This window comes from Arthrobacter flavus, from assembly GCF_039526005.1.
Taxonomy (GTDB): Bacteria; Actinomycetota; Actinomycetes; order Actinomycetales; family Micrococcaceae; genus Arthrobacter_D; species Arthrobacter_D flavus.
In genome coordinates, this window is record NZ_BAAAIJ010000019.1 from 62488 (window position 1) to 85891 (window position 23404).

19 protein-coding genes are annotated in these 23404 nt (G+C 64.2%); 10 read left to right on the forward strand and 9 right to left on the reverse strand.

What is annotated here, in order from left to right; translation table 11 throughout:
• Positions 1 to 90 precede the first annotated feature (90 nt).
• Together hisD and nrdR are read left to right on the forward strand one after the other, a co-directional pair.
• A complete protein-coding gene (gene hisD / locus ABD059_RS05990) occupies positions 91 to 1452 on the forward strand; it encodes a histidinol dehydrogenase (RefSeq protein ID WP_343878451.1) in 1362 nt (453 codons plus the stop codon).
• A gap of 112 nt (positions 1453 to 1564) precedes the next feature.
• Positions 1565 to 2062 (forward strand): transcriptional regulator NrdR, encoded by a 498-nt coding sequence (gene nrdR, locus ABD059_RS05995; RefSeq protein ID WP_343878452.1) that lies wholly within the window; start codon positions 1565 to 1567, stop codon positions 2060 to 2062.
• Positions 2063 to 2198: 136 nt separating this feature from the next.
• Here nrdR and ppgK read toward each other — a convergent pair whose 3' ends face one another.
• Together ppgK and map (ABD059_RS06005) are read right to left on the reverse strand one after the other, a co-directional pair.
• Positions 2199 to 3038: a polyphosphate--glucose phosphotransferase gene (gene ppgK, locus ABD059_RS06000; protein WP_343878453.1), complete on the reverse strand. Its 840-nt coding sequence runs from the start codon at positions 3036 to 3038 to the stop codon at positions 2199 to 2201.
• Between the two features lie 65 nt (positions 3039 to 3103).
• On the reverse strand, positions 3104 to 3982 hold the full coding sequence (gene map / locus ABD059_RS06005; RefSeq protein ID WP_343878454.1) for a type I methionyl aminopeptidase: 879 nt from the start codon (positions 3980 to 3982) through the stop codon (positions 3104 to 3106).
• 60 nt (positions 3983 to 4042) lie between these two features.
• On the opposite strand from map (ABD059_RS06005), the gene ABD059_RS06010 reads away from it, so the two are divergent.
• Complete coding sequence (locus tag ABD059_RS06010; RefSeq protein WP_019481305.1) at positions 4043 to 4207, forward strand: SPOR domain-containing protein; 165 nt, start codon at positions 4043 to 4045, stop codon at positions 4205 to 4207.
• Positions 4208 to 4210: 3 nt separating this feature from the next.
• Here ABD059_RS06010 and panB read toward each other — a convergent pair whose 3' ends face one another.
• The gene (gene panB, locus ABD059_RS06015) at positions 4211 to 5095 is read right to left on the reverse strand and encodes a 3-methyl-2-oxobutanoate hydroxymethyltransferase (RefSeq protein WP_343878455.1); all 885 of its coding nucleotides are present in this window, start codon (positions 5093 to 5095) and stop codon (positions 4211 to 4213) included.
• A 132-nt stretch (positions 5096 to 5227) separates the two neighbouring features.
• Between panB and glnA (ABD059_RS06020) the strand changes: the two genes are divergently transcribed.
• The 3 genes from glnA (ABD059_RS06020) (at position 5228) to ABD059_RS06030 (ending at position 9909) form a co-directional block, all read left to right on the forward strand.
• Positions 5228 to 6568: a type I glutamate--ammonia ligase gene (gene glnA / locus ABD059_RS06020; RefSeq protein ID WP_171585368.1), complete on the forward strand. Its 1341-nt coding sequence runs from the start codon at positions 5228 to 5230 to the stop codon at positions 6566 to 6568.
• Positions 6569 to 6581: 13 nt separating this feature from the next.
• Positions 6582 to 9593 carry a bifunctional [glutamine synthetase] adenylyltransferase/[glutamine synthetase]-adenylyl-L-tyrosine phosphorylase gene (locus ABD059_RS06025; protein ID WP_343878457.1) on the forward strand — a complete coding sequence of 1004 codons (3012 nt, stop codon included), beginning with the start codon at positions 6582 to 6584 and terminating at the stop codon, positions 9591 to 9593.
• A gap of 184 nt (positions 9594 to 9777) precedes the next feature.
• On the forward strand, positions 9778 to 9909 hold the full coding sequence (locus ABD059_RS06030; protein WP_343878458.1) for a hypothetical protein: 132 nt from the start codon (positions 9778 to 9780) through the stop codon (positions 9907 to 9909).
• A gap of 173 nt (positions 9910 to 10082) precedes the next feature.
• Here the strand turns inward: ABD059_RS06030 and ABD059_RS06035 are convergent, their stop codons facing one another.
• Together ABD059_RS06035 and glnA (ABD059_RS06040) are read right to left on the reverse strand one after the other, a co-directional pair.
• Entirely contained in the window at positions 10083 to 10994 is a 912-nt protein-coding gene (locus tag ABD059_RS06035; protein WP_343878459.1) for a hypothetical protein, read from the reverse strand.
• A 309-nt stretch (positions 10995 to 11303) separates the two neighbouring features.
• Positions 11304 to 12728: a type I glutamate--ammonia ligase gene (gene glnA / locus ABD059_RS06040; protein ID WP_343878460.1), complete on the reverse strand. Its 1425-nt coding sequence runs from the start codon at positions 12726 to 12728 to the stop codon at positions 11304 to 11306.
• A gap of 263 nt (positions 12729 to 12991) precedes the next feature.
• Between glnA (ABD059_RS06040) and ABD059_RS06045 the strand changes: the two genes are divergently transcribed.
• Both ABD059_RS06045 and map (ABD059_RS06050) read left to right on the forward strand, forming a co-directional pair.
• Positions 12992 to 13429 carry an RDD family protein gene (locus ABD059_RS06045; RefSeq protein WP_343878461.1) on the forward strand — a complete coding sequence of 146 codons (438 nt, stop codon included), beginning with the start codon at positions 12992 to 12994 and terminating at the stop codon, positions 13427 to 13429.
• An 83-nt stretch (positions 13430 to 13512) separates the two neighbouring features.
• The gene (gene map, locus ABD059_RS06050) at positions 13513 to 14283 is read left to right on the forward strand and encodes a type I methionyl aminopeptidase (protein ID WP_343878462.1); all 771 of its coding nucleotides are present in this window, start codon (positions 13513 to 13515) and stop codon (positions 14281 to 14283) included.
• Positions 14284 to 14365: 82 nt separating this feature from the next.
• On the opposite strand, the gene ABD059_RS06055 is transcribed toward map (ABD059_RS06050), so the two are convergent.
• The 3 genes from ABD059_RS06055 to lipB all read right to left on the reverse strand — a co-directional run bounded on the left by ABD059_RS06055 (position 14366) and on the right by lipB (position 16932).
• Complete coding sequence (locus ABD059_RS06055) at positions 14366 to 15118, reverse strand: DUF4191 domain-containing protein (protein ID WP_343878463.1); 753 nt, start codon at positions 15116 to 15118, stop codon at positions 14366 to 14368.
• 89 nt (positions 15119 to 15207) lie between these two features.
• On the reverse strand, positions 15208 to 16212 hold the full coding sequence (gene lipA, locus ABD059_RS06060) for a lipoyl synthase (RefSeq protein WP_343878464.1): 1005 nt from the start codon (positions 16210 to 16212) through the stop codon (positions 15208 to 15210).
• Positions 16213 to 16215: 3 nt separating this feature from the next.
• Positions 16216 to 16932 carry a lipoyl(octanoyl) transferase LipB gene (gene lipB / locus ABD059_RS06065; RefSeq protein WP_343878465.1) on the reverse strand — a complete coding sequence of 239 codons (717 nt, stop codon included), beginning with the start codon at positions 16930 to 16932 and terminating at the stop codon, positions 16216 to 16218.
• 106 nt (positions 16933 to 17038) lie between these two features.
• On the opposite strand from lipB, the gene ABD059_RS06070 reads away from it, so the two are divergent.
• Positions 17039 to 18724, forward strand: a complete 1686-nt coding sequence (locus ABD059_RS06070) for a serine/threonine-protein kinase (RefSeq protein ID WP_343878466.1) — start codon at positions 17039 to 17041, stop codon at positions 18722 to 18724.
• A 46-nt stretch (positions 18725 to 18770) separates the two neighbouring features.
• Here ABD059_RS06070 and ABD059_RS06075 read toward each other — a convergent pair whose 3' ends face one another.
• Positions 18771 to 19664, reverse strand: coding sequence for a TIGR01777 family oxidoreductase (locus ABD059_RS06075; RefSeq protein ID WP_343878467.1), 894 nt, complete (start codon positions 19662 to 19664; stop codon positions 18771 to 18773).
• Between the two features lie 118 nt (positions 19665 to 19782).
• Between ABD059_RS06075 and ABD059_RS06080 the strand changes: the two genes are divergently transcribed.
• Positions 19783 to 23331 (forward strand): S41 family peptidase, encoded by a 3549-nt coding sequence (locus tag ABD059_RS06080; protein WP_343878468.1) that lies wholly within the window; start codon positions 19783 to 19785, stop codon positions 23329 to 23331.
• Positions 23332 to 23404 lie beyond the last annotated feature (73 nt).

Below are 23404 nucleotides of genomic sequence, written 5' to 3' on the forward strand. Positions count from 1 at the left end.
CCGGAGCCATGAGTGCAAACCCTCATGGGACGTGGGTCGGCAACCCCGCCACTAACACGGTTGTCCTGAGCAGCCCGTTAGACTTGAGGGGTGAATATTTCGCTCGCCCAACAGCCCTCGGCCGACTCTTTTGCTGACTTCCGGACCATCGATCTGCGAGGCAGTGCCCTGACCGGCGCGGCTCTTAGCGCAGTGATGCCACGACCAGAAATGGGTGGCTCCGGCGTTGAGGCCCCGGTCGCAGCGATCCTCGCCGATGTGCGGGAGCGCGGGCTGGTCGCGTTGACCGAGCTTGCGCTGAAGTTCGACGGCGTCGAGCAGACCTCACCGCGGGTTCCCCGGGAAGCACTGACCGATGCCCTCGCTGATCTCGCGCCGGATGTGCGGCTCGCCCTGGCCGAATCCATCGACCGTGCCCGCCGGTTCGCCACCGCGCAGGTTCCCGACGACGTGGAGGTCGAAATCTCCCCGGGCGCCGTCGTCACGCACAAGTGGGTAGCGGTCCGCCGCGTAGGCCTCTACGTCCCGGGCGGGTTGGCGGTCTATCCGTCCTCGGTGGTGATGAATGTGGTGCCTGCACAGGCGGCAGGAGTCGAGTCAATTGCTCTCGCCTCCCCGCCGCAGAAGGAATACGGCGGGCTCCCGCACCCGGTCATTCTCGCGGCGGCCGAGATGTTGGGCATTACCGAGGTGTACGCGATTGGTGGCGCGCAGGCCATCGCAGCGTTTGCCTATGGGGTGGACTGCGGTGCGGGTGAGGACGCTATCGATCAGGTGGACGTGGTGACGGGTCCGGGCAACATTTATGTCGCGACCGCCAAGCGGTTGCTCAAGGGGACCGTCGGGATTGACTCCGAGGCTGGCACCACCGAGATCGCGGTGCTGGCTGACAGTACTGCTGATCCCCGGTTGATTGCCGCAGACCTGATCAGCCAGGCCGAGCACGACCCCAACGCCGCGTCGGTCCTGATCACCGACTCCGACGATCTTGCCGATCGTGTTCGGGTCCACCTGTCGGCGCAGATTGCGACTACCAAACACGGCGACCGGGTGCGCGAGGCTCTCTCAGGTCAGCAATCGGGCACCATCCTGGTGGACGACGTCGAGCACGGCATCGCTGTCTGCGACGCCTACGCGGCGGAGCACCTGGAAATCCAAACCGCTGACGCAGCCCAGGTGGCCAGCCGGATTCGTAATGCCGGTGCGGTGTTTGTGGGGGACTACAGCCCGGTGAGCCTGGGCGACTACTGCGCCGGGTCCAACCACGTCCTGCCCACCGGCGGGACAGCCTCCTTCGCGTCGGGTCTGAACGTCACCACCTTCCTCAAAGCGGTCCAGGTGATCAACTACAGCCGGTCGGCTCTTGAGGAAGTGAGCCAGCACATCACCAGCCTGGCCACCGCGGAAGACCTGCCGGCCCACGGCGACGCCGTCACCGCCCGGTTCCACTGAAACCACTACATGTAGTAATGACACTGTTGTAGTTTTCCCATATCTAGTTCTAGAATGGTGGTGTTCGACACGGTGGCCCGGCTGCCTGTCCCCACTGATCGAAAGGCGCGGCATGTTTTGTCCCTTCTGCCGTAACGCCGATTCACGGGTGGTTGACAGTCGCCTGGCGGACGACGGTTCGGCGATCCGCCGTCGTCGTCAATGCCCGGAGTGCGGTCGGCGATTCACCACGGTGGAGACGACGAGCCTGAGCGTGATCAAACGTTCGGGCGTCGGGGAGCCGTTCAGCCGCAGCAAGGTCATCAACGGTGCACGGAAAGCCTGCCAGGGCCGCCCGGTGACTGAGGACGACCTCGCGCTGCTCGCGCAGGAAGTCGAAGAATCGATCCGAGCCAGTGGGGCCGCGGAAATCGACGCCCACGAGGTGGGCCTGGCCATCCTGGGTCCGCTGCAGAAGCTGGATCAGGTCGCCTACCTCCGGTTCGCCAGCGTGTACCAGGGATTCGACTCCCTGGAGGACTTTGAGACTGCCATCGCGAAACTGCGCCGCGAAGCGGACGAGGCACCAACTGCGCCAACGGGCACCCAGAGGCCCTTGACCGCGCAGTAACACATGCTCCGGTGGTGGCTGCGGAGGGGAAGCCGACGCCACCACCGGCACCACCTTAGGACTGTCGAGCTTAGGACTGTCGAGGAGCCGTCGCGGCGGCGTCGACGACGGTCGCCCGACGACGACGCCGCGTTGGCTACGCGTCAGGGACGGCTGCAGCCAGTTTCGCCAGGCGCTTGAAGTGCAGGGCTGCCTGGAGCGCGGCACCCACGATGCCCGCCTGGTTCCTCAGCTGGGCCGGGATGATGCGGGTGCGCAGATTCAGTCCGGGCAGGTATTCCCTGCTGCGCTTGGAAATGCCGCCGCCGACAATGAACAGCTCCGGTGAGAAGAGGAACTCGACGTGCGAAAAATACCGTTGCAGGCGAACCGAGTACTCGTCCCAGTCAATCCCGTCACGTTCGCGGGCGACTGCTGAGGCCCGGGTTTCGGCGTCGTACCCGTCAATCTCGAGGTGCCCGAGCTCGGCGTTGGGTACCAGCTTCCCGTCAAAGATGAACGCTGAACCGATCCCGGTCCCCAGCGTAATGACCAGAACAGTGCCGTCCACCCCCTTGCCAGCCCCGTAGCGCACTTCGGCAAGACCGGCTGCGTCGGCATCATTGATGACATGCACGTCGCGGTGCAGAACTTTGCTGAAAAGGCCGTCGACGTCGGTGTCGACCCAGCTCTGATCCACGTTGGCTGCGGACCGGGCGATGCCATGCTGGATGATGGCCGGGAAGGTAACGCCGATCGGCACCTCCGGGCCGGGTGCGCTGGGCCGGGTCGAGAGCTCAGCGACAATCTGCGCCACGACTTCGGCAACGGCCTCCGGAGTGGAGGGCTGCGGGGTGGGCACCCGAAACCGCTCCCCAACGATCTCACCCTCGACGAGGTCAACGATGCCGCCCTTGATGCCGGTGCCGCCGATATCGATGCCGATCACAGTGTTCGGCAGGGACTTGCCGTGCTTCTTGTCGCTACTCTTGCCCATGGTTCTCCAGGTGTAGGTGTAGGTGGGGGGCGCCGGCGCGACAGGGCGCCGCGGGGACCCGATGGTTAGGGGACGGTGAGGATTTCGGCGCCGCTGTCGGTCACCAAAAGGGTGTGCTCGAACTGAGCGGTGCGCCGTCGGTCCTTGGTCAGCACCGTCCACTCGTCCGGCCACATGTCCCACTCGATGGTTCCGAGGGTGAGCATGGGTTCGATGGTGAACGTCATGCCCGGTTCGATGATCCGGTTGTAGGCCGGGGCAGCATCGTAGTGGGGGATGATCAGCCCGGTGTGGAAGGCCTCGCCGACGCCGTGGCCGGTGAAGTCGCGGACCACTCCGTAGCCGAACCGGCGGGCATAGGACTCGATGGCCCGGCCAATGACGTTGATTTCCCGGCCGGGAGCCACCGCCTTGATGGCCCGATTCAACGATTCCTTGGTGCGCTCCACCAGGAGGCGGGATTCGTCGTCGACGTCGCCCACCAGGAACGTGTAGTTGGTGTCGCCGTGGACACCGTCAAGATAAGCGGTGATGTCAATGTTCAGGATGTCGCCGTCGCGCAGCACCGTGGTGTCGGGGATGCCGTGACAGATCACTTCATTGAGAGACGAGCAAAGCGATTTCGGGAATCCGCGGTAGCCCAGGGTCGAAGGATAGGCGCCGTGGTCGACGAGGAACTGGTGGCCTACCCGGTCCAGCTGGTCGGTGGTTACCCCGGGCTCGATGTGGCGGCCAACCTCAACGATGGCCTGTGCGGCCAGACGGCTCGCTCGGCGGATCTTTTCAATGGTGTCGGGAGTCTTGACCTCGGAACCGGTGAAAGGGGCGGGGCCGCTGCGACCAACATACTCGGGGCGCGGAATACTGGCCGGAACCGGGAGTTGGGGACTGACGGTTCCCGGTTCGAGTGTTCCAACGGGTGCACTGACGGATTGCTGAGGCATACTCTTGATCTTATAGGCGGCACGGCGTCCCGCCGAAAGCCACCATCAAGGAGGACCCTCATGGCCGAGTTCTGGTACAACGTGCAAACCCACGAGATCGAGGAGGACGCGCAGTCAGACTGGCGGAAGCTGATTGGGCCCTACCCCACACGTGCAGAGGCTGAGCGGGCCCTGGAAAAAGTGGCCCAGCGCAACCAGGCGTGGGATGCCGAGGACGAGCAGTAGTTCCTAGAAGCTGTGCTCCGGCCCGGGGAATGTCCCGTTCCGGACCTCCTCGCCGTACGCCGTTGCAGCCGCTGCGAGCACTGAGCGGACGTCGGCAAACTGTTTGACGAACCTGGGTTGGCGTCCGGTACGTACCCCGGCCATGTCCTGCCATACCAGCACCTGGCCGGTCGTCGAGTTGCCTGCACCAATCCCAATGGTCGGTACGCGAACGGCGCGGTCGACGGCGGCAGCCACCTCGGCGGGCACCATCTCCATGAGCACGCAGAACGCTCCGGCGTCGGCGAGGGCAACGGCGTCGTCAATCAGCTCCTGGGCCGCGTCTCCACGGCCCTGGACCCGGTATCCGCCCAACGCATGCTCGCTCTGCGGGGTGAACCCGATATGGGCCATGACAGGGATACCGGCGGTCGCCAGGGCGCGGACGGTGTCGGCGTAGTGGCGACCGCCCTCCATCTTGACGGCATGAACCCCACCCTCTTTCATCAGGCGCACCGACGATTCGATGGCCTGCGCGGGGGAAATCTCGTAGCTGCCGAAGGGCAGGTCGCAGACCACCAACGCCCGGGCGGCACCGTTGGTGACGGCACGCGAAAAAATGATCATCTCGTCGACGGTGATCGGCAGGGTGGTGGTGTAGCCCAGCACGTTGTTGGCGGCAGAATCGCCGACCAGCAGCACCTCAATGCCGGCGTCGTCGAAAATCTCCGCAGCGTACTGGTCGTAGGCAGTGAGCATGGCGAAGCGGCGACCATCATTCTTCGCCTGCTGGAGGTGATGAGTGCGGATCCGGGCCGGAGTCCGCGGCTGCGACGCGGCAGCTGTTGCCCCGCCGTCGGCGTCGCGGGCGCCCGTGCCGTAGGGCGCTGGAATCTCTGCTGAAGTCATATGTCGAGCCTACTTCAGAAGCCCGGGCGGCATGCGGGCTTAACAATGCGTGACTATCAGTAGAGTGAACGAGTGGACCGACACTCATGATGACACCCGGGACACACACCGACAGCATGAAAGAGGGTAGCTATGGACCGGCAGCAGGAATTTGTACTGCGTACCATCGAGGAACGCGATGTGCGGTTTGTGCGGCTGTGGTTCACGGACGTCGTGGGTTCCCTGAAGTCGGTAGCACTGGCTCCGGCGGAAGTGGAAGGCGCATTCGAGGAGGGGCTGGGGTTCGACGGTTCGTCCATTGAAGGGCTGGCCCGGGTCTTCGAATCCGACATGCTCGCACAGCCCGACCCGTCCACCTTCCAGATCCTGCCCTGGCGCGGAGAGAAGGAACCCACGTCGCGAATGTTCTGCGACATTCTCACCCCCGATGGCATGCCGTCCACCGCCGATCCGCGCGGCGTTTTGAAAAGGACGCTGGCGAAAGCCGCCGACATGGGCTTCACCTGCTACACCCACCCCGAAATCGAGTTCTACCTGCTCAAGTCGGATGAGCTGGGGCCGGACGGACAGCCGGTGCCCGTGGACCAGGCGGGCTACTTCGACCATGTTCCCGGTGGAGTGGCGCAAGACTTCCGGCGCACCGCCGTCGCCATGCTCGAATCGGTGGGCATCTCGGTGGAGTTCAGTCACCACGAGGCCGGACCCGGCCAGAACGAGATCGACCTGCGCTACGCCGACGCGCTGCAGACCGCCGACAACATCATGACCTTCAGGACCATCATCAAAGAGGTGGCGCTGACCCAGAACAGCTACGCCACCTTCATGCCCAAGCCGTTCTCGGACCACCCCGGCTCCGGGATGCACACCCACTTCTCCCTCTTCGAGGGGGATGCCAACGCCTTCTACGAAGCGGGCGCCGAGTTCCAGCTGTCCAAGACAGCGCGCCAGTTTATTGCCGGCATCCTCAAGCATGCGCCGGAATTCACCGCTGTCACCAATCAGTTCGTGAACTCCTACAAGCGCCTCTGGGGTGGGGGAGAGGCCCCCAGCTACCTGTCCTGGGGTCATAACAACCGATCAGCCCTGGTCCGCGTTCCCCTGTACAAGCCCAACAAGGGCCAGTCAGCCCGCATCGAGTACCGTGGCATCGATTCGGCCAGCAACCCCTACCTCGCTTACTCGGTGCTCCTCGGCGCGGGTCTGAAGGGTATCGAGGAAGGCTACGAGCTGCCACCGGGTGCCGAGGACGACGTCTGGAGCCTGACAGCCACCGAACGTCGCGCCATGGGCCACGACCCGTTGCCCGCGAGCCTGCATGACGCCATCCGGGTGATGGAGGATTCGGAACTCGTCGCAGGGATTCTGGGCGAGCAGGTCTACGAGAACTTCCTGCGGAACAAGCGAGCCGAATGGCATGATTACCGTATTCAGGTCACGCCCTACGAACTGCGCCGCAACCTCGGGATCCTCTAAACTGGCGCCCACCATGAGCCTCAACCGCCAACTCATCAGCCGGGGTTTCACAGACCTCGAGAAAAGCTCACGCTTCCTGGACGCGCCGGAACTGAAGAACATTCCGGAGGCATCCCTGTTCGGCGGGTTAGCGCGCTCAGCCAACCCCGACCTGGCGCTGCAATCCCTGGTACGGCTCCTGGCGGTACAACCTTCTCTTGCGGAGGTGGTGGCCGACGGCGGTATAGCCAGTGAGCCGCTGTTCAGGTTACTGGGCGCCTCGGAAGCCCTTGCCGAATTCCTGATGCGTCGGCCCGAGCACCTGGACACCGTCACGGTCAGTCCCAGCCGTCATCCCAGCGGGGTGTCAGCCGAACGGCTACGGTCCTCGCTGCTCGAGTCGGTCGGCGCCGATCCGTCGTCGGGCACACCCGTCGCGTCCGCGGGCGGCAAGGAATCGTATGCGCTGCTGCGGGTACGCTACCGCAGACATCTGGTGGAATTGGCGATCAGGGACCTGTGCTCGGCGTCGCCGGTGGACTATCTGCCGACCGTCGGCAAGGAGCTGGCTGATCTGGCTGCCGCGGCGGTTGAGGCAGCGCTGGCTGTCTCAAGGGCAGAGCTGGCTGACAGCTTCTCGGTCGCAGACATAGCATCGGTCCGCCTCGCCGTGATGGGGATGGGCAAATGTGGTGCGGGAGAGCTGAACTATATTTCCGACGTCGACGTCATCTACGTGATTGAGGCGCCCGACCTCGCCGAGGAGCAGGCTGTCCGGATTGGGACGTCGCTGGCCTCCGGGATTTCCCGGGCCATCACTTCCAGCGGGATCGAGCCCGGGCTGTGGGAAGTGGACGCCAACCTGCGGCCCGAGGGCCGCGAAGGCCCGCTGGTCAGGACCCTGGATTCCCATCTGTCCTACTACGCCCGGTGGGCCCAGAGCTGGGAATTCCAGGCGCTGCTGAAGGCCCGGACCATCGCTGGCGACGCCGACCTGGGCCGCCGCTACGAGGAGTCAGTCGCACCGCTGGTCTGGAACTCCTCGGAGCGTGAAGGATTCGTCGACTCGGTGCAGGCCATGCGCCGCCGGGTCACCGACAACATTCCGTCCCATGAGGCGGAGCGTCAGCTCAAACTTGGCCCCGGTGGCCTCCGGGACGTCGAATTCACCGTCCAGCTGCTCCAGCTGGTGCATGGCAAGGCCGACGAGTCCATCCGGATCCGTGACACGACCTCGGCCATCGCCGCGCTCAGCGCCGCAGGCTACATCGGCAGGACGGACGCCAGGGCGTTCGACGAGTCATACCGCTACCTGCGGGTGCTTGAGCACCGGATTCAGCTCGTCAATATGCGCCGCACGCACCTGATGCCCGAGGACGACGCGTCCCGCCGGGCCCTCGCCATGTCATCCCAGGGCGCACAAAGCACCACCCGCCCGGCCGCGGCGGCCCTAATTGACCAATGGCAGCAGACCAAGCGTCTCGTGCGGGGCCTGCATGAGAATATCTTTTACCGTCCGCTGCTGAACACCGCCGCGAACCTCAGTGTCGACGAGGTTAAGCTGACCCCGGAGGCAGCCCGGGCGCGGCTCGCCGCACTGGGCTACCTGGACCCCAAGGTCGCGATGCGTCACATCGAGGCACTCACCTCGGGTCTAAGCCGACGGTCGGCGCTGCAACGCAATCTGCTGCCGGTCCTCCTGGGCTGGTTGGCCGATGGGGTGGACCCCGACGCCGGTCTGCTGGCCTTCCGGCGGCTCAGCGAGGGCCTCGGCCAGACCCACTGGTACCTCGGCATGCTCCGTGATTCCAAGGCAGCCGCCGAACGGTTGTGCCACATTCTGTCCAGTAGCCGGTTCATTGCCGACCTGCTTGAAGTTTCACCGGAATCCACCAAATGGCTCGGCAACGACAGGGACCTGGTCCCGGTCGGGTTCGAAGCCCAGTGGACCGAGATCCAGTCAAAAATGTCCCGGCACCCGGAACCGCGTGAAGCGATGCGGTTGATCCGGCTGATCCGCCGCCGGGAACTGCTGCGCATCGCCATCGCCGACAGCTCGGGTCTGCTGGATCAGGCCGCTGTCGGTGCTGCCCTGTCCGCGACCGACCGGGCAGCGATCCTTGGCGCGCTGCATGTGGCCGAAGGGGCTGTCTTCGCGAACGAGGAGCCGCTGACCGACGTCGTCGTCGTCGCGATGGGACGGCAGGGCGGACGCGAGATCACATACGGTTCGGACGCCGACGTGATGTACGTGCACCGCGCCTATGAGGGGGCGAGCGAGTCGGCGGCTCAGGGGCAGGCGGAGCGGATCGTCAGCCAGCTCTCGGCGCTGCTGCAGCAGCCCTGTTCGCCGGCGATCCAGGCGGAGCGGGTCCTGGAAATCGATGCCGACCTGCGACCCGAGGGGAAGCAGGGTCCGATGGTCCGGTCGCTCGAGTCGTTCCGCGAGTATTACCGGCGGTGGTCGCTGGTCTGGGAGTCGCAGGCCCTGCTGCGTGCCCTGCCCATTGCAGGAAGCGACGACCTCGCTACAGCATTCACCGAACTAATCGATCCTATCCGCTACCCGGAGACCATCTCGGGCCAGGGAGTGCGGGAAATTCGCCGGATCAAGGCCCGGATGGAATCGGAGCGGCTGCCGCGTGGAGCCGACCCATCGCGGCACCTCAAACTGGGTAGGGGAGGGCTGAGCGACGTCGAATGGCTGGTGCAGCTGCTGCAACTGCAGCACGCTCACTCGAATGATGCCCTGAAGACCACGTCGACCCTTGCGGCAATGGACGCGATCGAGGCGGCTGAGCTATTGTCTGCGTCCGACGTGCTCACGCTGCGCCAAAGCTGGTGCCTCTCGAGCCGGGTGCGTGCTGCGAACGTGATCTGGAGCGGGAAGGCCTCAGACCTGTTGCCGTCGTCCCGCCGCGACCTGGAGGCTGTGGCCCGCTGGTGCGGTTACGGACCGGGGATGGGTGCGCTGCTGGAAGAGGACTACCTGCGGCTCACCCGTCGTAGCCGGGCCATTTTCGAGCGGTCCTTCTACGGCTACTGAGGCACATTCCTGGTCCTGTTTCGGGTCCTGCCAGCCAAGTTTCCCACCGGCCAGGCACGGTCCCCGCGACACGGTTCAGGATTCACCGAGGCAGCTTACGGGGTTCCACCAGCATCACCCGTTACCTTTTGATATCAGGTAAGAACCGTCAGGGAGGATGCTCGTGATGATGGACAACAGTGCAATGACGCAATCTGGTGCTCGGTCGGTGCTCGCTGTGGTCGGAGCGATCGGCATCGAAGCTGCCACGAGGGTCAGTGCAGCGGTGCGGGACGCCGTCATGGTGCTCACCTCTCTCGACGAAGCATCCTACTGAATCGCCGCAGTTTTAGAGCATTACCGGATTGAAAGTGACCCGCAGTGGCCCAATGTCACCGGACGGGCGACGTGATGCCAGTGGGGGAGGGTGTCAGGCTCGGTTTCCGGCGCTGCGGTCGCCCCGGCACCTCGCGGGGTGTCCGGGGTTGCCTGTTCGGTCGCTGAGGGCGCTCAGCCCTCGCCGCCTGACTCGTCGAGGTACCACAGGCAGCCCGGCCCGGGCTGGCACCACTCCCCGCCCCACTGTGGCGCCAGCGGCGCGAGCACGGGCAGCGCGGCCCGTTCCATCACGGTGAGCCTGGGCGCGTCCCCGGAAGGCAGGGGACAGTTGGTCTCCACGAGCACAGGGTCGTCGAAGGTGAGACCGACCTCGGCGGGGACCTGCCACACGGCCGACTCCCAGAGGCCACATGCCCGGATGAGGGTCTCCTCCTCACGGCTACTGCGCACCTCCTGTCCGCTGTCAAGCGCGTACACGATGTCCGTGGCGGTCACCCGGATGCCGGTCACCGGGTTCTCCGCGACGTCGGGGTCGGTCATGTCCGTGTAGTCACCGATGGGGTCCCCGACCAGCATCTCGCCGACCGGAAGCTGCAGGCACTGCTCGTCTGCGGCTGCGCACTGGACAATCGGCCCCCGCTCGTCGGGGTCCAACGGCTTAATCGCGATCACCTCGGTGCTGTCGTAGCCGCCAGCGAACCAGATCACCGGGTCACTGACCCTGAGGGAGCCCAGGACCAGCGGTTCCTCCCCCAGATAGAGGGCCTGGGTATCGGCCCTGAACGGGCCTGAGCCCTCACTATCCTGGACGTCGCGGCGTTCCACTACCTTCCGGGTCACGACGGTCTCCCCATCCATTTCGAACGTCACAGCGTCGCCCTCGATCCGCACCACGACACGCTGCACGCCGTCGGCGCTGAGGGCGGCAAAGCCTCCCGGGATCTCATCCGACCTCTCGTCGGCCCACTGCTGCGAGGGCGGGACCAGCGCGCCGTACACCCCATCATCTACCGCATGCAGGTACGCCCCGCAGCCGACAGTGCCCGCCCCCAAGAGCAGCACCACGGCTACCCACCATGTCACCCGTGCTTGTATCCGTTGCATAAGGCACCTCTTCGAAAGCTAGGCTATCACCGCCGATCAGCGGCGGTAGAGGCCTAAGTCCCCCAGAGGATTTCACGAGAGGGGATCATCACACCAGCGATCCAGCATCCGGCAGAGCCGAGATTTCTCAGTCGGCTATTCCTCTCCCACGCGACCTTGCAACGGAGCTTTCTCAGGTCGGCTCATGGGGCCAGACACAGAAGAGTCCGCACGAACTGCAATTCAGAATGTTCTGACAGCTCGTGCGGACTCACTGCGGGCTAAACCCGCTGCATCCCTTTGTTTTAGCTAGACGCCGTAGTAGAGCTCGAACTCGTAGGGGTTCGGGCGCAGTGACAGCGGGATGATCTCGAATTCGCGCTTGTACTCGATCCAGGTGTCGATGAGGTCCTGGGTGAACACACCGCCGGCCTGCAGGAACTCGTTGTCAGCCTCAAGGGCGAGCAGAGCTTCCTCCAGTGAACCCGGAGCCTTCTGGATGTCCTTGGCTTCCTCAGCGGGAAGCTCGTAAAGATCCTTGTCGATCGGATCAGCAGGCTCGATCCGGTTCTTGATTCCGTCAAGGCCAGCCATCAGCTGTGCGGCGAAGGCCAAATACGGGTTGGACGAGGGGTCCGGCGCACGGAACTCGATGCGCTTGGCCTTCGGGTTGGAACCGGTGATCGGGATTCGGATACCAGCCGAGCGGTTGCCCTGCGAGTACACCATGTTGACCGGTGCTTCGAAGCCCTTGACCAGGCGACGGTAGGAGTTGACCGTCGGGTTGGTGAATGCCAGGACGGCCGAAGCGTGCTTGAGCAGTCCACCGATGTACCAGCGGGCCATATCGGACAGTCCCGCGTAGCCGCGCTCGTCGTAGAACAGTGGCTCGCCGGCGCTCCACAGCGACTGGTGGCAGTGCATGCCCGAACCGTTGTCACCGAAGACTGGCTTAGGCATGAACGTCGCCGACTTGCCCCACGCATCGGAAACGTTCTTGACGATGTACTTGAACTTCTGCAGGTCATCAGCTGCGTGAGTCATGGTGGTGAACTTGTAGTTGATCTCCGCCTGGCCCGCGCCACCAACCTCGTGGTGCGACCGCTCGACCTCAAGGCCGGCGTTGTCCAGTTCGACGCAGATCGCGTCGCGGAGGTCAGCCTGCTTGTCCACGGGGGACACGGGGAAGTAGCCACCCTTGAACGGCGTCTTGTTGCCAAGGTTTCCGTTCGCTTCCTCGCGGCCGCTGTTCCAGGGTGCCTCGACTGAGTCGACCTTGTAGAAGCTGCCCTGAGGGAGGGACTCGTACTGCACGTTGTCAAAGATGTAGAACTCGGCTTCCGGTGCGAAGAAGGCGGTGTCCGCGATGCCGGTCGAGCTCAGGTAAGCCTCAGCGCGCTCTGCCACACCGCGAGGGTCACGGTGGTAGGGATCGCCGGTCCGAGGATTCACAATCGAGAAGCTCAACGCGAGCGTCTTCTCCATACGGAAGGGATCAATGAACGCAGTCGTGGGGTCCGGAATCAGCTGCATGTCCGACTCGGCGATTCCCTGGAAGCCGCGGATCGATGACCCGTCAAACAGCTGCCCATTGACAAAGAAGTCTGCATCGACTGTCTTCGCGGGAACGTTGAAGTGCTGCTGCACTCCGGGAAGGTCGGTGAATCGGACGTCGACAAACTTTACGTCTTCGTCAGCGATGAACTTGAGGACTTCGTCCGCATTCTTGAACATCGTTTATGCTCCTAACGCATGTGGGGGATAACGACCGGGCACAGATCAGTGACATTGAGCGCCGCCGCCGCAATGGTTACAACTGTACGAGTTTGCAGTTTCCCACTGGTGTCGCAATTGTTTCCGGCACGTTACTTAATGGCTGGTCTGGACTAAAGGCTCTTTCAGCCTAGCCTGATTTGGCACTGTGGGTCAGAGGGGGCGGCCGGATGACGACGACGACGACGCGCGACCCCGCGATGTGAACGCGTTAAGATTGAGAGGTGGTAGACAGAAAAGACATCGGCTCATGGCTCGGCGGAACTCCCTCGAACAGTTCCACTGACTGGCCGGGCAAGGGGATGGGACGTCCCAAATCCGGTCCAGCATCAATCGCCCGCCCTGGCCGCAGGGTCGGCGCATTGCTCCTTGACTGGGCGCTGGCGTCGCTGATCTCCTACGGATTCTTTGACTACAACAGCTTTGCCACCCTGGGAGTTTTCGCCCTCACCCAGATTCTGTTTGTCGGGTTCTTTGGCTACAGCATTGGGCACCGAATCATGGGCATGCAGGTGCAGACACTTTCGGGACGCCCGGCCGGATACGGCAAGGCGCTGGTCCGAACCCTTCTGATCTGCCTGGTAATCCCTGCCGTCATCGTGGACCGCGACCAGCGCGGAGTCCACGACCGTGCCGTCCAAACAGTCCTGGTCAGAATCTGACCAGAACCCCGCACCGCACCAGGGGACAGCGCGGCCTCATCGGCTGCCCCGGATAATCACTGACTTCAAACGAAGGACACCGAATGATTGAGATCCTGAACAAAGCCGAACTGAGCCGGGCAAAGGACTCCGGGGCGTTGGTCGCCACTATTTTGCAGACGATGAAGAGCCGGACGACTGTCGGCACCAACCTGTTGGACATCGACAATTGGGTGCAGACAATGATTGCCGAGGCTGGTGCCCAGTCCTGCTACGTGGACTATGCGCCGTCGTTCGGACGTGGGCCGTTCGGGCACTATATCTGCACCGCTGTCAACGACGCCGTGCTCCACGGTTTGCCCCACGACTACGCACTGGCGGACGGGGACCTGCTGACCCTTGACCTCGCCGTCTCAAAGAACGGTATTGCCGCGGATTCTGCGATCAGCTTCATCGTCGGCGAGTCGCAGCCCCCGGAGAGCGTGGCGATGATCCGGGCCACCGAATCTGCGCTGAAGGCAGGCATCGCCGCTGCAGGTCCCGGTGTAAAGATTGGCAATATTTCCTACGCAATAGGTCGGGTCCTTACCGACGCGGGGTATCAGATCAACACCGAATTCGGCGGACATGGCATCGGATCGACGATGCACCAGGACCCACATGTGCCCAATATGGGTCGGCCAGGACGAGGCTATGTGCTCCGGCCTGGGCTGCTGCTCGCGTTGGAGCCGTGGGTGATGGTGGACACTGCAGCACTCGTCACTGACCCGGACGGATGGACGCTGCGGAGCGCCACCGGCTGCCGGACAGCTCACAGCGAACACACCATCGCCATCACCGACGACGGCGCCGAAATCCTCACGCTGCCCAAATAAAAAGGCCGACCCCGCTATTCGGTGAGAAACACTCTTCGAATAGCGGGGTCGACCCTCAAACGAGGCCTGCGTTCGTGCGGACCTAACGCCCGCGCATAGCCTTACGATCCGGACGAGCCTTGAACGGATCAACACCCTTGGGGATCGGCAACTTGGTGCCCAGCGCGGTCAGCCGCTTGTTGACTGCCTGTACTTCCTGCTTGGTCAGATTCTTTTTGAGTTTCTGCGCCTTCTTGGCGACCTGGGCCAGAGGGACCTGGCCCTCGCCGCGACCGGCTTCGATGACGTGAACTTTTACGTTGGGGACGATCCGCGCCATCTTGCGCTTCTCGGCCTCAGCAAGTGGCTTGACCCGGGCCGTCGGACCTTCGGTCACCAGCACGATGCCGGGCCGACCGATAGCGCGGAAGACCGCATCCTGCGATCGCGGGTTCATCGCAACGGGCTGATCCTGGAGGATCCAGCCGCGCCGAAGCACACTGAGTGCAGCACCGGCAGCGCCCGGCTGTCCTTCGATCTGCGAGAACGCGGCACGCTCGGCGCGACGGGACAGGATGAACACTGCGGCGAGGAAGCCCAGCGGGATGGCGATGATCAGCATGGTGATCCAGTTTTGGATCAGGAAACCAATGACCAGACCGACGGCGACGATCGACAGGAATGCCAGCAGCATGATCCACACCACGTTGGGATCATTCCGCCGGGTCATCTTGAAGACCTCGGAGATTTGCTTCATCCGCCCGGTTTTCTTCGGTCCCTTTTCGGGCTTCGGCTTCCGGGAAAAGAGGCGCCGCTTGGGGGTGGATGATCCGTCTGATTCAGTGCTGTTGGCCATAATGCTTCAATTCTACGTGATCCAGGTCGCTGAGTGGACGCGCCGAAACCACCCCGGTCCCTTCGACCGGGTGGCGGCTCGCTGTCGGGCTAGCCCGTGGGTGCGAGGCTTGACGCCTCCTGCAACGTTGACCCGGAATCCTCGATGTGCGCCAGAGCTGGCGGCAGTTCCAGGCCCTTCTTGCGCATGGCGCGTGCCCAGAGTCGTCCGGCGCGGTAGGAGGACCGGACCAACGGTCCGCTCATGACGCCAAGGAAACCGATCTCCTCCGCCTCTTCACGGAGTTCGACGAACTCCTGAGGCTTCACCCAGCGGTCCACGGGGAGGTGGCGTTCGCTGGGCCGCAGGTACTGGTTGATCGTGATCAGGTCGCAACCGGCGTCGTGCAGGTCCTGCATGGCGCCAGAAATCTCCTGCCGGGTTTCGCCCATGCCAAGGATCAGATTGGATTTGGTGACCATTCCCAGGTCCCTGCCCTGGGTGATGACGTCCAGCGACCGTTCGTAGCGGAAGGCGGGCCTGATGCGCTTGAAGATCCGGGGGACCGTCTCAACGTTGTGCGCGAACACTTCGGGTGCAGCATCGCAGATCGCCTGGATGTGCTCCGGTTTGCCCGAGAAATCGGGAATGAGGATCTCGACGCCGGTACCAGGGTTCATGCTGTGGATCTGGCGAATAGTCTCGGCGTAAAGCCAGACACCCTCGTCCTCAAGATCATCGCGGGCGACGCCGGTGACGGTGGCGTAGCGCAGATTCATCGACTGAACGGACTGGGCGACCTTGAACGGCTCGCTGCGGTCCAGCGGTTGCGGCTTGCCGGTGTCGATTTGGCAGAAGTCGCAGCGTCGGGTGCACTCGGAACCGCCGATCAGGAAGGTGGCTTCGCGGTCTTCCCAGCATTCGAAGATGTTGGGACAACCGGCCTCCTCGCACACGGTGTGGAGGCCTTCCTTTTTCACCAGGTTTTTCATTGCCACAAACTCGGGGCCGATGTTCACCTTGGCTTTGATCCAGTCGGGTTTACGCTCCACCGGGGTCTCGGCGTTTCTCGCCTCGATGCGGAGAAGGCGGCGTCCTTCGGGGGCCAGACTCACGGGTCATGCTCCTTCCGGCCGGATCAGACCGGCTGGGTTGGCTGTGCTTGACGGGCGGAAATCTTCTGCCGCCTCGGCAACCAGTAATAATTCATTCTTGCGCAGTTCGTCTTCAATCCGCGAAACGATGTCCGCTGGGGTCACTCGGCGGCCTGTTTCAGCCGAGATTGTGGTCACGCCAGCGTCGGAAATTCCGCACGGCACGATCTGGGCGAAGGGTGCGAGGTCGTTGCTGCAGTTCACCGCGAACCCGTGCATGGTGACCCGGCGGTTAATGCGAATCCCGATGGCGGCAATTTTGCGGTCCGGACGGGCGTCGTCGGCGGCGACCCACACCCCTGACCTGCCGTCGATCCGGATCCCGTTGATCCCGAAATCTTTCAGGACCGCAATGATCACGTCTTCAAGAATGGCCACGTACCCGGTCACCCGGGTGGGCTCAGGCAAAGCCAGGATGGGGTAGCCCACCAGTTGGCCGGGACCATGCCAGGTGAGTTTCCCACCTCGATCGACCGGGACCACCGGCGTCCCATCAAACGGGCGCTCTTGGTCCTCGGTGCGCCGCCCTGCCGTATACACAGCACTGTGTTCCAGCAGGAGGACTGTGCTCGGTGCGGTTCCAGCCACCACACCGGCGTGGAGCTTCCGCTGCAAATCCCAGCCAGCCTCATAGTCAACGAATTCTGGATCCAGTCCAACACGCGAATATTGAAGTGTCATGGGCTTAAGGGTAGACCTGCGCGGGGACATCTCTGACATCGATGCATTCCCCGGACAGCTGTGGATAACTTCTGCGCAGTTATCCGGAATCCGCTACAACTGGTGCATGGACAGCACCACCGGCGGGGACGGCCCTGAGGAACCGATTTCCGCCCCGCCGCAGCTTGCGGGGTACCAGTGTGAGCGCCTGTTGGGACGTGGCAGCAGCGCGAACGTCTGGCTCATCCGGAACGACTCCAGGGACTTTTTCGCGTTGAAGGTGCTTTGCCCGACGCGCGCTGATCACCGGCGATCCGATGCGGTGGGTGGCGAGGAACGGTTCCTTACCCGTTTCCCTCATGAGCATCTGGTGACCCTTCATGAAGTGATCCACACCGATCAGGGGGTGGGCCTGCGGATGGAATACGCCGCAGGTGGGTCGTTGCTGAACCTCGTCTCTGCGAGAGGGCCTCTTCCTCCGGGGGAGGTTGTCACGGTGCTGACCCCGCTGGCGCAGGTGCTTGCGTACTTGCACAATCTGGGTGCCGTCCATGGGGACGTATCGCCCGGCAACATCCTGTTTACCGAGGTGGGTAAACCACTCCTGGCTGACTTCGGGGTCGGCAGGCTGCTGGGTGAAGCCAGGCCTCGTGCGGGTGGCACTCCAGGTTTTCAAGAGATGCCTCAGGATCCTGACAGGCTAAACACCGAGGCTGACATCTATGCGCTTGCCGCTGTTGGTTGGTTCGCCCTAACCGGGCGGGTTCCGGGACCGGCGTCCCAACGACCGCCCCTTTCCCTGCTGGTGCCGGAAGCGCCCGAGGACCTCGTCGACCTCGTCAACTGGGGCCTGGAAGGAGAGCCGGGGGAACGACCCACCGCCAGCGAATTTGCCCGGGCCGTGGAGCGCACCACGCAGGCAGAGCCCCTTGACCTGGTGGCAGCCGTCCATCCGGATGTCTTGCCGCACCTCATGACCCGCAGGTCCACCACTGGCTCAGCCAACCCGCCAACGCGACGGCGCGGGCTGGCAAGCAGACACCGGCCCACCAAACATCGGCCTGGCGATCGCCAGTCGGGCGGACATCAGCCCGGGAATCAGCGGCCAGCAAACCGTCGCATTCACCGCTGGAGCCGACGTCCGGCCCGGCTGGCCGGACTCGCGGTTGCCGCCCTGGCCATGGTTGCGTTGTCGGTCTGCGGTGCGCTGCTCGCCGGCACGCTGTGGGGAAGCGGGGGACCAGGCCCGGGCGAGCTGGACGGTAGTGGTCCTTCCAGCACTCCGCTACGCCCGGGTGAGACTGCCCCCACGACTGAGAGTTCACCACCACAGGAGGCAACCCGTTCAACCGTGACGGCACCGAGTGCGGGCGTTCCGTCCGGCGCACTCGTGGACGCAGATCCGCTGACGGTCCTGCCGCTTCTGTCCCGGCTCAGGGAACAAGCCTTTGAGACCGCCGACGCTGAACTCCTGCAGTTGGTCAATGTGCCCTCGTCGGCGGCCATGGCCGCCGACGAGGATGCGGTGTTGGAGTTGAAGGGCCGGGGCCACATCCTGTCCGGGCTCACGATTGACCTGACAGACCTCGCCCCGGTTGAACTGCCCTCGGGCGCCACCGCGGGGACTGACGGGGCCAGCCCCGGCGGCCAGGTTGCTGCGGTCGCCGCCACGGCCACCACCTCAGGCTTCGACGAAGTCGCCCCCAGCGGAAGTGTGTACCGTACCGAAGCCTCGCCCGTGACCCAGCAACTGGTCTTCGTTCTTCAACGAACAGGCGAGCACTGGCGGATAGCGGCGGTCCATGAGCACTGAAACCCGGGACCGCCGCCCGTTGTGGCGTGAAGTGGTTCGGGCTCGGTTAGCGGGACTCACGAACCCATCGGGCCAGATCATCCAACGAACTGTGCCGGAACTCGAATCCCGCACTCTTGAGCACTGTGGGATCGAGCCGGGCGCTTGGCAGCAACAGCTCTTTGGCCAGCTGGCCAAGGACTGCGGTCAGGACCCACTCAGGAACCCTGAAGCGGGTGGGCCGGTTCAACGCAGCGCCAAGAGCCTCGGTCAAATCGGTCAGCGTCGCGGGGGAAGGCGAGGAGATGTTGACCGGCCCGCTGACCTCAGCCTCGAGGAGGAAGGCCATTGCTCGAACCTGATCATCCAGGGTCACCCACGGCCACCACTGGTTTCCCGATCCCAGCGGCCCGCCCACGAAGAATCGCAGCGGTATCAGCAACTTGGGCAGCGCGCCGCCACTGGTGGACATCACCACACCGGTTCGCATGAGGACAGTACGTACCGACGAAGGCGCCCGGAGTGCCTCAGCTTCCCACCGCCGACAGATGTCAGAGAGCAGCAAATTACCCGAGGCTGCGCTCTCCGGCAATACTTCGGACCCGCGATCACCGTAGTATCCAGACGCCGACTGGCTGAGGAATATGTTCGGCGGTGAATCTGCCAGACGCATGCTTTCGACCAGGGTGCGGGTCGAAGTCAGCCGGGAGGAGTACAGCGTTTCCTTGTAGCTCCTCGTCCACGGCGCCCCGGCTATGCCCGCGCCCGAGAGGTTGACCACTGCATCAGTGGCATCCATGATCGACGGATCGAGGCCTCCGGCCACCGGGTCCCACTGGACTTCGTTAGGGCCCGACGGTGTGCGTCGGACGAGCCGTTTCACCTGATGCTTGCCCGGTTCCAGCTGCTTGATGAAGGCCTTGCCAATGGTTCCGGATGCACCGGAAATCAGAATTCTCATACCCCTATCCCACCACCCCGACGGTCCCAATGGGAACCACCGGCTCCAGCCGCGCTGACGGGCTTCCCCGCGGCTCCTCGAAGCCACTGCCAGGAAGGTCTGTGGCTATGATCGACGGATGGGTTCCTCACATTACTTGCGCTTTCCACATGTCCACGGTGACCTGCTCACTTTCGTAGCAGAAAACGATGTGTGGGTCGCACCACTGTCGGGGGGACGCGCCTGGCGGATCTCAGCAATGCAGCTTCCTGCCCGCGGGCCCAGATTCTCTCCCGACGGCGCAACCATCGCCTGGACTGTCACCCAAGCGGGGGCGCCCGAAGTTGTCGCCGCGGACACCGAGGGTGGAAACTTCCGCAGGCTGACCTATTGGGGCCACCAGAGCACGAAGGTTCGCGGCTTCACAGCAGACGGGGAAGTCATCGCGACCAGCGCGTTCCGTCACGAGGACCCGCGCCATGCCTGGGGCTATCGTGTCCCGCTGGACGGCTCCGCCCAGACGGCTTTCCCCTACGGCCCTCTCGATGCGATAGTGCCCGGCCCGGCTGTCGGGGACGAGCGTCCCCTCGTCATTTCCAGCGTTCTGACCCGCGAGCCCGCGTGGTGGAAGCGATACCGCGGCGGAACAGCCGGCAAACTCTGGATGGATGCGGACGGGTCGGGGGACTTCAGTCGTTTCCTCCCCGAACTCGACGGGAACCTGGCCGATCCGATGTGGATCAACAACCGGCTGGCTTTCCTCTCTGACCACGAAGGGTACGGCAACCTGTACTCCGTGACGCCCCAGGGTGAAGACCTGCAGCGCCACACCGACCACGAAGAGTTTTACGTACGGCATGCCACCTCCGATGGCACCCGGATTGTGTTCGAGTCCGCGGGATCGATCTGGCTGCTGCAGTCACTCGATGCTGAACCGGTCAAACTTGATATCTCACTCGGCTCGGCCACCACCGGGCGTCGCCCGCAGCCGCTGAACGTGGTCAAACACCTCGCTGCGGCCATCCCGGTAGCGACGGGGTCTGCCAGCGTCGTCGAGAGCCACGGCACCCTGCACTGGCTGACCCACCGGGACGGACCGTCACGGGTGGTGGAGGCCACCGCTGGGGTTCGCGCGCGGCTGGGGCGACCCCTCGGCGTCGACCGTGTCGCCTACATCGCCGACCACGAGGGTGAAGAAGCGCTCTACATCCGCAACGTCTTTGACGCGGGCCTCTCCGCCCGCACCGTAAGTCCGGCGTCGGCATCTACCGCATCGGCTATCGCCGCCGTTCCTCCGACCCACGCGGTGGAAGAACCGGAGCTGCCAGCCCCGGTTCCCGCGGTCCGACCGTCCGACGACGCAGGCCAGTCCGGCACCGACGAGTCGTCAGGTTCCACGCATGAGCCCGTGGGCGCGCCTGACGAGGACATTGTCACCGCCCAGGACATCGCAGCAGCGGCGGGCCTGTCGCGGTGGGCTTTCGATGGACCGTTCCGGGCCAGCAACCTCGTCACCAGCCCCGACGGAGCCCGCGTGGCAGTGGCTGGCGAAATGGGGCAGATTCTGATCCTCCAGATCTCTACCGGCGAACTCTTCACGCTCGGCTCAACCACGCATGGCGCCGTTGACGACCTGGCGTTCTCCCCTGACTCGCAGTGGCTCACCTGGGCCGAACCGGTGACGGGTGAAGGCGCCCGGACCCGGGTCCGACTGGCCCGGGCAGAATCCGGTGCCGAGATCCTCAATGTGACCGATGGCCGGTTCCGGGATCACTCACCCGTGTTTACCCGTGATTGCCGGTACCTGGCCTTCCTTTCCGACCGCAGCTTTGACCCGGTGTATGACACCCACCGTTTTGACCTGAGCTTCCCGGTGTCCACGAAACCCTTCCTGGTGGCCCTCGCCGCTGACACGCCGTCGCCTTTTGGGCCGTCGGTGCATTCGGCAGAAACCCCGGTGCCCGCCGCATCCCAGCGGTCCGCTGGCAGCGACGACGACGGCGAACCAGACCTGAGCGTCGTCGTGGATCCTGATCGGCTGGCAGAGCGGATTGTTGCGGTACCCGTACCCCAGGGCGGCTACGAGGGGCTTCGCGCAGTCGACGGCGCGTTGCTGTGGACGGCAACGGAGCGCTTCGGCGTCACCGGTGATGGTCGGGCCACCACCACGGCCAAGGATCCGGCGAAGCGGTTGGAGCGCTTCGACCTCGCGAAACGGGACGCGGAGACACTGGCATCCGAGGTCGACAGCTTCGAGGTCAGCGCCGACGGCGCCAAAGTCGTGCTCCTGCACGCCGGGAAGGTCACTGCTGTCCCAACGAAGGGCAAAGTGGACAAGGATTCACCCGACCGCGTCGAGGTGGACCTGGGCCGGATCCGGGTGCTCCTGGACCCGGTCAGCGTATGGCGTCAGGCATTCGACGAGACCTGGCGGCTGCAGCGCGACTTCTTCTGGGCCGAAGATATGGGTGGCGTCGACTGGCCGGCCATCCGGGACCGGTATCGTCCCCTGGTGGAGCGGCTCGGGTCGCACGACGACCTGGTGGACGTCCTGTGGGAGGTCCACGGGGAGCTGGGGACATCCCACGCCTATGTCACTCCGCTGCTGTTCGGAGAGCCGGGAACCGGCGCACAAGGCTTCCTCGGCGCCGAGTTGGCCCCATCAGAGCACGGCTGGGTGGTGCAACGCATCTTCGCGGGGGAGTCCTCCGATCCGCAGGCGGTCTCCCCTCTCACGGCGCCAGGGGTGGCAGTCGCCGAGGGGGACATCATCGCCGCGGTGGACGGTGTCCCGGTACCGTTGGCCCACGGACCGGCCGTGCTCCTTACCGGTTCCGCTGGCCGAACGGTCGAGCTCACAGTTCTTCGGCGCCCAACGCAAGGCACGGGGGATGACACGGGGCAAGACGCGGGGGAGAACGCGGGGGATGAGACCCACACCGCATCAGTCCGGCGCGTTGCAGTAGTTCCGCTGCGCAGTGAGGAACGCCTGCGCTACCAGAATTGGGTCAACGCCAACCGGGTGATCGTCCACCAGGCCTCGGGCGGCAGCTTCGGCTACCTCCACATCCCGGATATGGTGGCACGCGGCTGGGCGCAACTACACCGGGATCTCGACCGCGAAACCGCACGCGACGGCCTGGTCGTGGACGTGCGACGCAACCGTGGCGGCCACACCTCGCAGCTCGTGGCCGAACTTATTGGCAGGAAAGTCACTGCCTGGTCTTTCCCCCGCGGTGAGCAGCCAGGTACCTACCCCGCGCACGCCCCGCGGGGACCTGTGGTCATCCTCACGGATGAGTTCGCAGGATCCGACGGCGATATCATCACCCAGGTCGCCAAGCTCAGGGGAATCGGGCCCGTCATCGGGACTCGCACCTGGGGCGGCGTCGTCGGAATCGACGGCCGGTTCTCATTGGCCGACGGCACCGCCGTCACACAGCCGCGCTACGCGTTCTGGATGACCGGCGGCGTCGAGTGGGGCGTGGAGAATTACGGAGTGGATCCCGATATCGAGGTCCCGTTCCCGCCGCACGCCTATGCAGCTGGGGAAGACCCTCAGCTGGAACAGGGTGTAGCAATCCTGCGGGAGATGATCTCTGAGCTACCCACCGATGTGCCGCCAGCGCGGACCAACCACCCACAGCTCAACCCGGGTCCATTGCCGCCACGGCCGACGAAGGCCTAACCCCGCGGGGAACAAAAAAGAGGCGGTCAACCGGATATCATCCGGTTGACCGCCTCTTTCTGATGGAACTAGG